This window comes from Nocardioides sp. (assembly GCF_030019515.1).
GTDB lineage: Bacteria > Actinomycetota > Actinomycetes > Propionibacteriales > Nocardioidaceae > Nocardioides.
Genome location: NZ_JASEEQ010000005.1, coordinates 160852 through 174320, shown reverse-complemented (window position 1 = coordinate 174320; position 13469 = coordinate 160852). Strand labels below are relative to the sequence as shown.

The 13469-nt window shown below is 72.6% G+C and carries 14 protein-coding genes; 5 read left to right on the top strand and 9 right to left on the bottom strand.

Annotated features, from left to right (window positions below; all coding sequences use genetic code 11):
* Complete coding sequence (locus QMC84_RS09395) at positions 1–210, bottom strand: heavy-metal-associated domain-containing protein (RefSeq protein WP_300374175.1); 210 nt, start codon at positions 208–210, stop codon at positions 1–3.
* A 231-nt stretch (positions 211–441) separates the two neighbouring features.
* Here QMC84_RS09395 and QMC84_RS09390 point away from each other — a divergent pair, with 231 nt between their 5' ends.
* Together QMC84_RS09390 and QMC84_RS09385 are read left to right on the top strand one after the other, a co-directional pair.
* Positions 442–603, top strand: a complete 162-nt coding sequence (locus tag QMC84_RS09390; protein WP_300374173.1) for a hypothetical protein — start codon at positions 442–444, stop codon at positions 601–603.
* Between the two features lie 50 nt (positions 604–653).
* Positions 654–1085, top strand: a complete 432-nt coding sequence (locus QMC84_RS09385) for a carboxymuconolactone decarboxylase family protein (protein WP_300374171.1) — start codon at positions 654–656, stop codon at positions 1083–1085.
* Positions 1086–1172: 87 nt separating this feature from the next.
* On the opposite strand, the gene QMC84_RS09380 is transcribed toward QMC84_RS09385, so the two are convergent.
* The 4 genes from QMC84_RS09380 to rlmC all read right to left on the bottom strand — a co-directional run bounded on the left by QMC84_RS09380 (position 1173) and on the right by rlmC (position 4340).
* Positions 1173–2153, bottom strand: coding sequence for an aldo/keto reductase (locus QMC84_RS09380; protein ID WP_300374169.1), 981 nt, complete (start codon positions 2151–2153; stop codon positions 1173–1175).
* Between the two features lie 29 nt (positions 2154–2182).
* Positions 2183–2725 (bottom strand): hypothetical protein, encoded by a 543-nt coding sequence (locus QMC84_RS09375; protein ID WP_300374167.1) that lies wholly within the window; start codon positions 2723–2725, stop codon positions 2183–2185.
* A gap of 146 nt (positions 2726–2871) precedes the next feature.
* Positions 2872–3204: a TraR/DksA C4-type zinc finger protein gene (locus QMC84_RS09370; protein WP_300374165.1), complete on the bottom strand. Its 333-nt coding sequence runs from the start codon at positions 3202–3204 to the stop codon at positions 2872–2874.
* Positions 3201–4340 (bottom strand): 23S rRNA (uracil(747)-C(5))-methyltransferase RlmC, encoded by a 1140-nt coding sequence (gene rlmC / locus QMC84_RS09365; RefSeq protein WP_300374163.1) that lies wholly within the window; start codon positions 4338–4340, stop codon positions 3201–3203. Before rlmC ends, QMC84_RS09370 begins: the two co-directional genes overlap by 4 nt.
* A gap of 211 nt (positions 4341–4551) precedes the next feature.
* Between rlmC and QMC84_RS09360 the strand changes: the two genes are divergently transcribed.
* Entirely contained in the window at positions 4552–6954 is a 2403-nt protein-coding gene (locus tag QMC84_RS09360; RefSeq protein WP_300374161.1) for a DUF11 domain-containing protein, read from the top strand.
* A 108-nt stretch (positions 6955–7062) separates the two neighbouring features.
* Here the strand turns inward: QMC84_RS09360 and QMC84_RS09355 are convergent, their stop codons facing one another.
* Genes QMC84_RS09355 through QMC84_RS09340 form a run of 4 tightly spaced genes read right to left on the bottom strand, consistent with a single transcriptional unit; the run spans position 7063 to position 10955 of the window.
* Positions 7063–8256 carry a glycine C-acetyltransferase gene (locus tag QMC84_RS09355; RefSeq protein ID WP_300374159.1) on the bottom strand — a complete coding sequence of 398 codons (1194 nt, stop codon included), beginning with the start codon at positions 8254–8256 and terminating at the stop codon, positions 7063–7065.
* Between the two features lies 1 nt (position 8257).
* The gene (gene tdh / locus QMC84_RS09350) at positions 8258–9298 is read right to left on the bottom strand and encodes an L-threonine 3-dehydrogenase (RefSeq protein ID WP_300374157.1); all 1041 of its coding nucleotides are present in this window, start codon (positions 9296–9298) and stop codon (positions 8258–8260) included.
* A 49-nt stretch (positions 9299–9347) separates the two neighbouring features.
* Complete coding sequence (locus QMC84_RS09345) at positions 9348–9632, bottom strand: hypothetical protein (protein WP_300374155.1); 285 nt, start codon at positions 9630–9632, stop codon at positions 9348–9350.
* A 45-nt stretch (positions 9633–9677) separates the two neighbouring features.
* On the bottom strand, positions 9678–10955 hold the full coding sequence (locus QMC84_RS09340; protein ID WP_300374153.1) for a cation:proton antiporter: 1278 nt from the start codon (positions 10953–10955) through the stop codon (positions 9678–9680).
* A gap of 100 nt (positions 10956–11055) precedes the next feature.
* Here QMC84_RS09340 and QMC84_RS09335 point away from each other — a divergent pair, with 100 nt between their 5' ends.
* Both QMC84_RS09335 and QMC84_RS09330 read left to right on the top strand, forming a co-directional pair.
* Positions 11056–12360 carry a phospholipase D-like domain-containing protein gene (locus tag QMC84_RS09335; protein ID WP_300374370.1) on the top strand — a complete coding sequence of 435 codons (1305 nt, stop codon included), beginning with the start codon at positions 11056–11058 and terminating at the stop codon, positions 12358–12360.
* A 361-nt stretch (positions 12361–12721) separates the two neighbouring features.
* Positions 12722–13432: a hypothetical protein gene (locus QMC84_RS09330; protein ID WP_300374151.1), complete on the top strand. Its 711-nt coding sequence runs from the start codon at positions 12722–12724 to the stop codon at positions 13430–13432.
* The last annotated feature ends 37 nt before the right edge of the window (positions 13433–13469 follow it).

Sequence of the window (13469 nt, the reverse complement as noted above, 5' to 3'; positions counted from 1 at the left end):
TCAGGAAGCGAGCTCGTAGCCGGCCTCGTCGATGGCGGCGGCGATCTCGTCGTGGGTGAGCGGGCGGGCGGACTGGACGGTGACGTCGCCGGTCTCGAGCGTGACCTGGACGTCGGTGACGGGCTCGAGCGCGCTGACCTCGCGGGTCACGGCGCCGACGCAGTGGCCGCAGGTCATCCCGGTGACGCGGTAGGTGTGGGTCGTGGACATTCTGTTCTCCTCACAATGCAGGGTGAATACCCCAAGGGGGTATCACATCGACGCGAACCTAGCATACCCCTATGGGGTATGAACAGGGCCGATCGCCAGGTCGGGGCCGGGCCGGGGCCTGAGGGGGCCTGAGCCGGGAAGTACGTCGATCTCCCGATGCCCCGGCCCACCTCAGGCGTGAACCGTGGCATCCGTCACCGCCGTCCGACCGACCACTCCCAGGAGTACCCGATGATCGACTCCCTCGCCATCCCCGATCCCACCAGCGCGCTCATGCTCGCCCACCTGCGGGTGGGCCAGGACGGGCGGGCGTACGCCGTGCGCCGGCGCGCCCTGCGCCGCCGGCGGCGGCGCTTCCAGCACCAGGCGCGGCTGCGCCGGCTGCTCGCCTGAGGCGACCGGCCGAGTCCGACTTATACCCCCCGGGGTATATAGTCGACGGCATGACGACCTCGATCGACCCATCCGCCGAGCCCCGGTCCACCGAGCACCAGTCCACGGAGCACCCCCACGGCAAGGAGGTGCTCGACGCCCTCTCCCCCCTGCACCGACAGCTGCGCCAGGCGGTGCCGGACGTCTACAAGGGCTTCGGCGAGCTGCACCGGGCCGCGTTCGCCGCGGGCGCCCTCGAGACCCGGACCAAGGAGCTGATCGCGGTCGCGATCGGGGTGGTGGAGGGCTGCGACGGCTGCATCGCCTCCCACGCCCAGGCGGCGGTCCGGGCCGGGGCGACCAGGCAGGAGGCGGCCGAGGCGATCGGCGTCACGTTCTTGATGAAGGGCGGACCGGCCACGATCTACGGACCGCGGGCCTACGACGCGTTCTGCGAGTTCGCCGACGCCCACGAACAGGCCCAGGAGCGGGCTCAGGCCTGAGCGCCGGCCGCAACCACACCGTCTGAACACCGGCCCACGGGCGATCCCGCGGCCGGCGCGGCGGCGAAGCCGACGCGGCAGACGCGGCTACCAGCGGCCGTGGATCGCTGCGCGGAACCGCGCGTCGTAGATCCCGACGACCCCGTCCAGCACCGTCGCGGGCAGCGGGTCGGCCAGCCCGGCGGCGGCGTTGGCACGCGCCTGCTCGGCGTTCCGGGCGCCGGGGATCACCGTGGTGACACCGGGCTGCTGGACCACCCACGCGAGCGCCGCCTGGGCAGGCGTGAGGTCCAGGTCGCGCACCAGTGCCGAGAACTCCTGGGCCGCGCGGACCCCGGTCTCGTAGTCGACGCCCGAGAACGTCTCCCCCACGTCGAACGCGCTGCCGTCGCGGTTGTAGCTGCGGTGGTCGTCGGCGGCGAACGTCGTGTGCTCGTCGTAGCGACCGGACAGCAGGCCCGACGCGAGCGGCACCCGCGCGATGATCGCGACCCCGGCCTCGGCGGCCGCGGGCAGCACCCGGTCCAGCGGCTTGAGCCGGAACGCGTTGAGGATGATCTGGATCGACGCGACGTTCGGGCGGGCGATGGCCGACAGGGCCTGGTCGGCCGTCTCGACGCTCACGCCGTACGCCGCGATCGCGCCGTCGGCGACCATCGCGTCGAGGGCGTCGTACGTCGCGTCCGCGTCGATGACGGCGCTCGGGGGGCAGTGCAGCTGCACGAGGTCGAGGGTGTCGACGCCGAGGTTGCGCCGGGACCGGTCGGTCCAGGCCCGGAAGCTCTCGAGCGTGTAGTGCTCGGGCAGCTGCTCGACGCGGCGGCCCATCTTGGTGGCCACGACGATCTCGGGGTGCTCGCGCAGGAACCGCCCAATCACCTGCTCGCTGCGCCCGTCGCCGTACACGTCGGCGGTGTCGAAGAACGTCACGCCGGCGTCGACCGAGGCGGCGAGGACGGCGAGGGCGTCGTCCTCCGAGACGTCACCCCAGTCCGCGCCGAGCTGCCAGGTGCCGAGTCCGACCACGGATACCGGACGCCCGGTCCGGCCGAGGGTGCGCTGCTCCATGCCGCGAGTCTGGCAGGGGCCGGCAGGCGTCACTCAGGCAGGTAGGACAGCACCTTCCTGGACAGCCGGTGCTTGCCGGGGACGTAGTCGTCGGTGCGCGCCCGGGCGTGCATCTGGTAGGAGCGCACGGAGACCGCGAACCGCACCGAGGGCTCCAGGCAGCTGGGGTCGAACCGGACGACCGACCGGCGCTCGCGCATCCGCAGCGACGCGCACTGCTGGTCGGTGATGTCGCGGCCGTGGTCGGTCCAGGAGCGGGTCTTGTAGACGGCGTACTCCGAGAACGACGGGCCGGTGACGAGCAGGTCCGGCACCCGGTCGTCGTCGGTGTCGACCCAGAAGTCGATGGAGTCGCGGACCTCGATCGGTCGGGCGTGCCGGATCACGACCTTGGCCTTGCCCCCCGGAGCCGGGGCCGAGGTCATCGTCACCGACACCACGTCGAAGGCCTTGCCGGGCTCTCGTGGATCGGTGATCGTCCGCTCGGTCGGCGGCGCCGCCACCGCGGGCGGGGCGAAGGTCACGACCAGGGCGAGGGCGGCGAGGAGCGGAACCACCCGAGCTGCACGCATACCGGGACGCATACCCGTCAGTCTCCGCCCATCCGGCGCGAAAGACATCAGACTTTGGTCCATGGCGTACGACGCCGGTGCGCGCGGTCTCGACCGGCTCGGGACCCGGACGGTGGCACCGGTACCGCCCGCGTGACGGCGCAGCCTCAGGTGCAGGCCACGCAGGTCGTCGCGGTGGGGCGCACCTCGAGCCGCTCGGTGGCGATCGGCCGCCCGCACCGGGTGCACCGGCCGTAGGTCCCCTCGTCGAGGCGGACCAGCGCGTCCGCGATCTCGCCCAGGCGCTGCTCGGCCCGGCGCACCAGCGCGCCGACCTGCTCGCGCTCGAAGGCGATCGTCGCCCCCTCGGGGTCGTGCTCGTCGTCCGCATTGGTGTCACGCGAGGCGTCGACGAACCCGCGGTACTCCCCGCGCAGCTGCGCCAACCTGGCCGTCGTACGTCGGCGCTCCTCCTCGAGCCGCTCGCGCTCGCCGGTCACGACCGCTCCAGCAGTGCGAGGACCTCGTAGTGCGCGGTGTTCGGGAACATGTCGAGCAGCTGCGCGCGCACCGGCCGCAGCGACGGCATCGTCTCCAGGTCGCGGGCCAGCGTGTGGGCGTTGCAGCTGGAGTAGAGGACGTGGCGCACACGGGAGTCCTCGAGCCAGCCGCTGAGCTCCGCGCCCAGGCCACGCCGCGGCGGGTTCACCACGACCAGGTCGGGGACGTCGGACCGGGCCAGCGCCCAGGCGGTGGCGTCGGCGGCCTCGAAGCGCACCTGGTCCAGGCCGGCCTCCGCCGCGCTGGCGGTCGCCGACGCGACCGCCGCACCGCTGATCTCGATGCCGATGACCTCGGAGTCTGTCGTCGAAGCGATCGCCAGGGCGAACCCGCCCACCCCGCAGTAGAGGTCCCAGACCGTCGCCGGCTCGACCTCGACCACCCAGGTCCGGGCGAGCCGGTAGAGCTCGGCCGCCATCGCGGTGTTGGTCTGGAAGAAGCTCTGCGGGCGCAGGTGCAGCCCGAGGCCGCCGACCCGCATCAGCAGCGACTCCTGCTCGGTGAGCACGATCTCGCGCTCGCCCTCCAGCACCGCCTTGTGCTCCGGCTGGAGGTTCACGGTCGCGACCGCGACCTGCGGCAGCCGCTCGATCAGCGCCGGTAGGTGCTTGCGGATCCGGGCCACCGGCTCCTGGGAGCGCAGCACGAACCGCACCATCAGCTCGCCGTCCGGCGACTCGGTGACCAGCAGGTACTTCAGCTCGCCGCGGCGGGTGGCCAGGTCGTACGGCGCCAGCGCGGCGCGGGTCGTGAAGTCGGCGAGCACCGGGAGCGCGGCCTGGATGCCCGGCGTGTGCAGGGGGCAGTCGCGCAGGTCCACGCCGGCGCCGGCGGGGTTGAGGATGCCGAGGGTCGGCTCCGCGACGGTGCCGCTGACCACCATCTTGGCCTTGTTGCGCACGCCCAGCTGGGCGCTGGCGGCCGGCGGCAGCCAGACGGAGGCCCGGCCGGTGTCGACCGGGCCGGCGAGCAGCTCCTCGACGGTGTGCTGCTTGGCGGCCAGCTGCTCGGCGTACGCCGTGCCGAGCCAGGTGCAGGACCGGCAGCGTCCGGCGTCGAAGTGGGAGCAGAGCATGACCGATCCAGGCTACGGGGCCGGGCGCGGCACTGGTCTGATCCGGTGCCGCCGAGGTGACCGTTCCCGGGACCGGACGCCGCGCCGGCGCTACCGTCGTGACGTCAGGACGGGGGGTCCGGGCGCACGGATGCGTGCGTCGGGGGGTCATGACGATCACCAGCATGACGCCTCGTCCCGTCACCACCGATGGAACGAGGGGGGTCCAGCCGTGGTCACGTCTGGTCGTACTGCCAACCGCGCGCACGTCATCCTGAGCGGACTGCTCGGCATGCTCGTCGCGCTCGCGCTCGTCGTCGTCCCGGGGACGCCGCTGACCGGCTCCGCCCGGGCCGCGGGCGACCCGCCGGGCAACAACGGCACGGTCAAGATCGCCGAGCACGGCGAGCTCGACGGGACGCCGGACAACGACCCGCACGTCGGCTGCGCGTTCGAGGTCGAGTGGTACGGCTTCGACCAGGGCGCCGACATCATCTCCCAGGTCACCTTCGAGATGCAGGCGCCGACCGACGGCGTCGTGCTCGACGTCACCGGCCCCGCCGCGGTCTTCGTGGGCGGCGACCCGGCCAGCGGCGCCGGCACCGGCACCGGCCTGGACGCCCGCGAGACCTACACGCTCGCCTTCTTCGGCGACCCGCAGCCGCTGCAGGGCTACCACGTCAAGCTGACCATCCACACGCCCGGCTCCCAGGGTGCGGACAAGAAGTCCAAGGTCTTCTGGGTCGAGGGCTGCGACCCCGTCGTGCCCGACGGGCCCGCGATCCACCTGGAGAAGAGCGTCACCGACTCCGCCGACGCCGACACCGTCGGCTCGCTGGGCGAGCAGCTGACCTACGGCTTCGTGGTCACCAACGTGGGCGACACCACACTCGAGGACGTCACCCTCACCGACGAGCTGCTCGGGCTGGCCGCCGCGCCCTGCGTCGGCACGCTCGCGCCGGGCGAGTCGACCACCTGCCCGCTGCTGCCCACCCCGACGTACGTCGTCACCGCCGCGGATGTGGCCGCGGGCCGGGTGTGGAACCTCGCCACCGCGACCGGCACCCCGCCGGCCGGCCCGGACGTGTCCGACTCCGACGACGCGATGATCCCCACGCGCCCGGACGAGCCGGTGCCCGCGGGCCTGGCGATCGTGAAGACCGCGGACGTCAGCCTCGCCGCGCCGGGTGACCAGGTCACCTACACCCTGCGCGCCGTCAACAGCGGGCCGGGCGACGCCGAGGACGTCGTCATCACCGACGTGCTGCCCGCCGGCACGACCTTCGTCTCGGCCGGGCCCGGCTGCACCTTCACGGCCCCCACCGTCACCTGTGCGCTCGGCGACGTCGCGGCCGGGGCGCAGCGGTCGGTCACGGTGACCGTGCGGGTCAGCCTGCTGCCGAGCACCGTCACCACCCACGACCACCTCTTCGACGTCACCAAGATCGAGAGCCACCTGTCCGCCTTCGCCGGCCAGACCGCGTCCGCGACCACCTGGTGCCCGACCGGCTACCTCGCCACCGACGGCAGCGTCCGGATCGACCACGTCGACCAGAACGCCGGGACCTGGCCCGACGTGGCCGTGCTCGCCTCGACCACCACCGCCGACGGCCGAGGCTGGACCGGGACCCTCCGCAACGGCACCACCGGCCAGGTCCAGGCCAAGGTCAACGTCGTCTGCATGAGCGAGCGGACCGTCTCCGGAGAGGACCACACGCACCCGCTGGTGGTCTCCGACGTGCTGACCACGACGCAGGCCTGGGCGACCGGGCCGCACACCGTCGACCTGTCCTGCGGGCCCGGCGCGGTCGCGATCGCCCCCGGCTTCGCCTTCCTCGAGGGCGACGGCGTGGTCGTCAGCCGCCCGATCTCCGACGGCCGCCGGTTCGCGGGGGACATCGAGGACGACGCCCTGGTCACGCTGACCGCCCGGTGCCTGCGGACCACGCTCGGCGTGGCCCGTGGCCACACCCACGAGCTGCTCACCTCCGAGCTCTCCGGGCACGTCGTCGTCGCCCCGGGCGGCCTGGTCGAGCGGAGCCTGACCTGCCGCGACGGCGCCAAGGGCATCGTCGCGTGGGTCGACCCGCACGGCACGCTGCCGCTGGGCAACGACCCGCAGCCGGTGACCCGGGTGTTCCGCTTCTACAACCAGTCGGCCGGACCGCTCACCGTCGACTACGGGCTGCTCTGCGTCGACGTGCGCACCACCCCGGCCCAGGAGGAGAGCCGCCAGGTGGACAACACAGCCACGGTGGCGACCAGCAGCCCGGACGCGGACACGTTCGACGACAGCTCGACCGCGACGATCACCGTCAGCGCGACCGGCCTCTCGACCGGCGGCTCCGGCTGGGTCAACGCGGGCCGGACCAGCGTTCAGGTCCGGGTCGCAACCGAGGTACGCCGCCACGTCTCGCTGAAGCTGATCGCCACCCATCGGGTCGCCGGCTCCCACGTGCACCGCGGCACGGTGCTGGCCCGCGGCACGACGATGGTCCGGGCGGCCCAGCCGACCGTCCGCCTGGCCGTGACCGACGCGGCCCGGGCCGCGCTGCGCGGCGACCGGATCCACCGGGCCCGGCTGGTGGTGACCGGTCCGGGCGGGCACGACGCGCGGATGATCTCACTGCGCTGATCACATCGGGCTGACCCCACTGGGGACGTCCTGCCGGACGTCAGACGGATGGTGCTGCCGGTTCCACTGTCCGTCTGACGTCCCGGGCGCGCCGCGGCGGCCGAGGACTCAGGACTGGGCGTCGCGGGCCGCCACGAACGCCGCGACGCACCGGCGCACGTCGTCCTCGGAGTGCGCGGCGGAGAGCTGGACGCGGATCCGCGCCTTGCCCCGCGGCACCACCGGGAACGAGAACGCGATCACGTAGACGCCCTGGCGGAGCATGTCGTCGGCGATCGCGGTGGCGAGCCTGGCGCCGTCCTCGCCGGGGAACATCACCGGCGTGATCGGGTGCTCGCCGGGCAGCAGCGAGAAGCCGGCCTCGGTCATCAGCGAGCGGAACAGCGCGCTGTTGCTCGCCAGGGCGTCCCGGGCCTCGCTCGAGGAGGTCACCAGGTCGAGCGCCGCGAGCGAGCCGGCGACGACGCCGGGCGCGACGGAGTTGGAGAACAGGTAGGGCCGCGACCGCTGCCGCAGCAGGTCGACGACCTCCCGGTGGGAGGCGACGTAGCCGCCCGAGGCGCCGCCGAGCGCCTTGCCCAGGGTGCCGGTGATGATGTCGACCCGGTCCATCACCCCGAACAGCTCGGGCGTCCCGCGACCGCCGGGGCCGACGAAGCCGACCGCGTGCGAGTCGTCGACCAGCACCAGCGCGGAGAACTCGTCGGCGAGGTCGCAGATCCCCCGGAGCGGGGCGAAGCTGCCGTCCATCGAGAACACGCCGTCGGTCGCGATCAGCACCCGCCGGGCGCCCGCGTCGCGGGCGGCCACCAGCTGGTCGCGCAGGTCGGCCAGGTCGGCGTTCCGGTACCGGTACCGGGCGGCCTTGCTCAGCCGGATGCCGTCGATGATCGAGGCGTGGTTGAGCTCGTCGGACACGATCGCGTCCTCCTCGCCGCACAGCACCTCGAAGACGCCTCCGTTGGCGTCGAAGCACGAGCTGTAGAGGATCGTCGCCTCGTGGTGCAGGAACTCCGAGAGCCGCCGCTCCAGATCGGTGTGCTGGGTCTGGGTGCCGCAGATGAACCGCACGGAGCTCATGCCGAAGCCCCAGGTGTCGAGCGCGGCCTTGCTGGCCGCGATCACGTCGGGGTGGTCGGAGAACCCGAGGTAGTTGTTGGCGCAGAAGTTCAGCGCCGCCCCCGCGGTCGTCGCGATGTGCGCCGCCTGCGGCGTGGTGATCTCGCGCTCGCGCTTATAGAGCCCCGCGCTCTCGATCTCCGCGAGGGTGTCGGCCAGCTGCTGCTTCACGTCGCCGTACATCTCAGCTCCAATCCAGGACGGCCTTGCCGGCGGTGCCGGACCGGGTGTGCTCGAAGGCTTCCTCCCAGTCCTCCGCCGGACCGCGCCACGTGATCACGGACTGTACGGCGTCCCTCAGGGCCGGAGTGGTCGCCAGCATCGAGCCCATCAGGTACCACGTCTCGAACATCTCGCGGCCGTAGATCCCGCGCAGCGTGATCATGTGGGTGATCACCTTGCCCCAGTCGATCTCGTAGGAGGACCGCGGCAGGCCCAGCATCGCGACCCGGGCCCCGTGGTTGAGGTTCTCGAGCATGTCCCGCACGGCGTTCGGCGCCCCGGACATCTCCAGGCCGATGTCGAAGCCCTCGAGCATGCCGAGCTGTCGCTGCGCCCAGGCCAGGTCCTGCCCCTGGGAGACGTCGACGGTGAGGTCGGCTCCGGCGCTGGCGGCCAGCTCCAGCCGCTCGGGGCTGAGGTCGGTGACCGCGATCCGCCGGGCACCCGCGTGCCGGACGATCGCGGTCGCCATGATCCCGATCGGGCCCGCCCCGGTGATCACGACGTCCTCCCCCACCACCGGCCACTGCAGCGCCGTGTGGGTGGCGTTGCCGAGCGGATCGAACAGCGCGCCCAGGTCCGGGTCGAGGTCGGCCGGCTGGACCCAGGCGTTGCTCGCCGGGATCACGACGTAGTCGGCGAACGCGCCGTCGCGGTTCACCCCGAGGCCGACCGTGTTGATGCAGAGCTGACGGCGGCCCGCGCGGCAGTTGCGGCAGGCGCCGCAGACGATGTGGCCCTCGCCCGAGACCCGGTCGCCCACCGAGACGTGGTCGACGTCGGCGCCGACCTCGACGACCTCGCCGAAGAACTCGTGGCCGATCGTCATCGGCGCCCGCACCGTCGACGCCGCCCAGTCGTCCCAGGACAGCAGGTGCAGGTCGGTGCCGCACAGCCCCGCTCTCAGCACCCGGATCTTGACGTCGCGGTCACCACAGACCGGCTCGGGCACGTCGATGAGCTCGAGCCCCGGCCCGGCGGTCGTCTTCACGAGAGCACGCACGTGCCCATCCTGCACATCCCCGTCCCACCCCGCGCGCCCGGGCCGGGTCTCACCGGTCGAGGACGGTCACGGTCCGCACCGCCGGGCCGCTCCGGCGGGCGGTGGTGATCGGCAGGTCCGTCGGCGAGCGCCAGGTCGGCCGGTAGGAACCAGGTCCCCCCAGGGAGACCTCCCAGCTCCCCCGGGCGTCCGGCCCCGCCGGGAGGGTGAGGCTGAGCACGGGGGTCCGGGTGCCGCCGGTGGCAGGGGCGATCCCCGGGGCGAGGGTCATGCCCACCGCAAGGTTCACGACGAGCGCCAGACCCGCCACCGTCGTACGTCGTGCGCGGCCCATGGCTCACCATGCGTCCGCTCCCTCGGCCCCGTGCAGGGTCCAAGGTCATCGGCTCGCCGGATCGCCGACGCGGCGCAGCACCGGCGACGCGAGGACGCCGTGCAGGAGCACCGAGGCGACGACGGTGAACGCGACCGTCGACCACAGCCAGTCCGTGCCAAGCTCGCGGGCGTGCCCGGCCGCGTAGGCCAGGTAGTAGACCGAGCCCACGCCGCGCACGCCGAAGAACGCCGCCGCCCAGCGCTGACCCTGGGTCAGCGGTGGGCGCTCGCGCCGCGCGAGCGGCGCGAGCGCGACCCATCCGGCGAGCGGGCGAATCACCAGCAGCAGCGCGAGGCCGAGGACGACGCCCCGCCAGTCGAGGCCACCCAGCAGCCCGCGGCTGAGCGCGATGCCGAGCACCAGCAGCACGAAGAGCGTGAGCAGCCGCTCGAGGCGCTCGGCCACCTCGTGCATCGCGGCGTGGTAGTCGTGGGCGCGCTCGGCGGACCGGAACGTCATCGCACAGACGAACACGGAGAGGAAGCCGTAGCCGCCCGCGATCTCGCCGACGCCGTAGGCCGACACCAGGGCCGCGAGCGCCAGCAGCGACTCGCCGCGCTCGGCGACCCGCAGCGACCGGCTCGCGGAGCGGAACGCGACCCAGGCCAGCACCCGGCCGATCGCGATGCCGGCGACGACGCCGATCACGACCTTCGCGACCAGGTAGAAGCCCACCCACTCCAGCGCCCAGCCCGACACCGCGCCCTCGGTCGCGAGCAGGATCGCGGCGTACACGAACGGGAACGCGAGCCCGTCGTTGAGCCCGGCCTCGGAGGTGAGGGTGAAGCGCAGCTCGTCGGACTCGTCGACCTCGTGGTCGCCGGTCTGCGGGCCGGCGACCCGGACGTCGGAGGCGAGCACGGGGTCGGTGGGCGCCAGCACCGCCCCGAGCAGCAGGGCGGCCGCTGGTGCCACCCCTGCCCCCCAGGCGAGCAGCGCGACGGCGCCGATGCACAGCGGCATCGTCACGCCGAGCAACCGCCAGGTCGTGCTCCACCGGGCCCAGGAGGACCGGCTGCGCGGCTGCAGCGGCCGGTCGAGGGCGAGCCCGACGCCCATCAGCGCGACCAGGACCGCGAGCTCGGTGACGTGCTCGATGGTGGCGCGGTTGACCTGCGGGTCCAGCGGCATCCCGTCCGGAAGCGGGGTGAGCCCGATGCCGATGCCGACCGCCACCAGCACCATCGGCGCAGACACGGCCCACCGGTCGAGCAGCTCCGGCAGCACGATGGCGAGCAGCAGGCTGCCCCCCGCCACGAGGTACACGAGGTCGGCGGTCACGCCGGGCAGTACCCCAGGTGGCCCTTGTTATCCTCGCCGACGTTCGAGGCTCCCCCGTCCGGGCGAGGGCCGACCGCGAACGAAGGGTGCGAGCGTGCGGATGAGGATCACGGGTGTGCTGGGTGCGCTCGTCCTGGTGGTGACGATGCTGGCGGCCAGCCCCACCGGGCCGGCCGAGGCGGCGGGCCGGAGGCGATGGGAGCCCCCGACCGGGGGCTTCTTCAACAACCCGTGGCGCGACCGGGAGGCCAAGTTCCGCATCGAGCGGCAGATCGTCGCGGCGATCAACCACGCCCACAAGGGCTCCTACATCCGGATCGCGGTCTACTCGTTCGACCGGGTCAACGTGGCCAAGCGGCTGATCGAGGCGCACCGGCGCGGCGTGCACGTGCAGGTGCTGCACAACGACCACGCGTACACGAAGGCCATGAAGATGCTCAAGCGCGCGCTGGGCACCAACCGCGGCAAGAAGAGCTGGGACTACACCTGCAAGACCGGCTGCCGCAGCCAGCAGGGCGTGCTGCACGACAAGATCTACCTCTTCGAGCACACCGGCGCGGCGCGGAACGTCGTGATGACCGGCTCGGCGAACCTCACCGGCAACGCGTCGATGCACCAGTTCAACGACCTGCTGGTGAAGAAGGACGTCCCGAACCTGTACGACGTCGTCCTCGGCCTGTTCCGGGAGCTGAAGAAGGACCGGACGGCCAAGCCGCTCTACCAGCACAAGGTGCTGCGCGACTACCAGCTCTGGGTGATGCCGCACCCCCGGACGACTGCCGACAACGACCCGGTCATGAACATCCTGCGCCCGGTGAGATGCCGCGGCGCCAGGGGCGGCACCGGCATCCGGGGCCGCACCACGATCCGGGTCTCGATGCACTCCTGGAACGGTGACCGCGGCGCCTGGATCGCGCGCCGGCTCCGGCACCTGTACGCCGACGGCTGCAACGTCAAGGTGATGTGGGGTCTGGCCGGGCGGAAGATGAAGCGGGTGATCGGCGCGCAGACGCCGCGCGGGCGGGTCCCGCGGCACTCGAACGGCTACGACACCGACTGCGACGAGCTCAACCAGGTCGACATGTACAGCCACCAGAAGTACTTCACGATCTCGGGCCACTACGGCAAGGACCGCTCGGCGTCGTTCGTGTACACCGGTTCGAGCAACTGGACGCACTCCGGTGTCAGCGGCGACGAGATGATCCTGCGCGCCAAGGGCCCGCACCTGGTGAAGCAGTGGAACCACAACTTCTCGAACATCTGGGAGAACTGGTCGCGACCGGTCGGCAGGACGGGCGGCTTCCGCCCCGCACCGCCGCCGTGCAAGGCCGAGCGCGGCCTCCCCGCCCGCCGCGCCACCACCACCGACCTGTCCTTCTCGGGCCCGTACTGGGAGGCCGACTGATCCGCCTTCACGTGGTTGAGGTGCGAGCGCGGCGAGCCTCGAAGCCACCGCGGCGCGGGCGAGAGCGCTTCGGCCTGCGCTCCGCAGTGGTTGCGGTCCGGGCAGCGGCGGGGACGGCGGGTGGTGGTCCCGACCCGCACCCGGGTCACCGGCCGCCGCCCGCGGAGAGTGCGGTGCCTGGGATCAGCCTGGTTCATCCCAGGAACCGCGCTTCCCGATGCGCCCCACCGCGTGGGTGCGGGGATCCCACCCGAGGCCCGGCCGAACAATTTCTCCTCCGAACCCGTATCCAGGGTGACGGATCGGACGATCTACCGGATGAGTGCGCTGAACCGCAGCGCCGGCGGGAGGAACGAGCATCGTGAGCAGCTACTTCGAGCACCGGCGTGGCGTGGCAGCCGTGGCCGCCGGGCTGGCCGCCATCGCCGCCCCGCTGGCCCTGGGCAGCCCGAGCCTGGCGCAGGGCAGCCGGGACAGTGACGGCGACGGCATGCCGAACCGGTGGGAGGTCGCCCACAACCTCAACCCCCACAAGGCCAACGGGCGGGCCGACGCCGACAAGGACGGCCTGCGCAACCTCGGGGAGTTCCGCCGGGGCCTCGATCCTCGCGACCAGGACTCCGACGACGACGGCGACGACGACGGCGACGAGGTCACCGACGGCAGCGCGAGCACCGACCCGAGCGACGCGGACACCGACGACGACGGCACCCTGGACGGCGACGAGGACGCCGACCACGACGGCGTCGACAACGAGGACGAGGACGACGCCACCGAGCCCTGCGTCGCAGACGACGAGGACACCGACTCCGACGGCGTCGACGACGAGGACGAGAACGAGCAGGGCACCGACCCCGAGGACGCCGACTCCGACGACGACGGCACGGACGACGGCAACGAGGACGCGGACCAGGACGGCGTGGACGACGAGGACGAGGACGACGTCTCCGGCGATGACTGCTCGACCGCCGACGAGGGCGAGGACGACGACGACAACGCGAGCGAGCCCGGCAACGACGGGGACCGCACGACGGCCTCGGGCAGCCGGGTCGTCTGGTACGCGGTTGTCTGAGGACGCCATCGGTCCACGGGGGACGATGCCGGCGCGC

Bases quoted from the DNA above. Each gene is read 5' to 3' on its own strand.
- QMC84_RS09335 (WP_300374370.1), top strand. From the start codon at position 11,056: ATGAGGATCACGGGTGTGCTGGGTGCGCTCGTCCTGGTGGTGACGATG.
- QMC84_RS09345 (WP_300374155.1), bottom strand. From the start codon at position 9,632: ATGGGCCGCGCACGACGTACGACGGTGGCGGGTCTGGCGCTCGTCGTG.
- QMC84_RS09355 (WP_300374159.1), bottom strand. From the start codon at position 8,256: ATGTACGGCGACGTGAAGCAGCAGCTGGCCGACACCCTCGCGGAGATC.
- QMC84_RS09390 (WP_300374173.1), top strand. From the start codon at position 442: ATGATCGACTCCCTCGCCATCCCCGATCCCACCAGCGCGCTCATGCTC.
- QMC84_RS09375 (WP_300374167.1), bottom strand. From the start codon at position 2,725: ATGCGTGCAGCTCGGGTGGTTCCGCTCCTCGCCGCCCTCGCCCTGGTC.
- QMC84_RS09380 (WP_300374169.1), bottom strand. From the start codon at position 2,153: ATGGAGCAGCGCACCCTCGGCCGGACCGGGCGTCCGGTATCCGTGGTC.
- QMC84_RS09395 (WP_300374175.1), bottom strand. From the start codon at position 210: ATGTCCACGACCCACACCTACCGCGTCACCGGGATGACCTGCGGCCAC.
- QMC84_RS09385 (WP_300374171.1), top strand. From the start codon at position 654: ATGACGACCTCGATCGACCCATCCGCCGAGCCCCGGTCCACCGAGCAC.
- rlmC (WP_300374163.1), bottom strand. From the start codon at position 4,340: ATGCTCTGCTCCCACTTCGACGCCGGACGCTGCCGGTCCTGCACCTGG.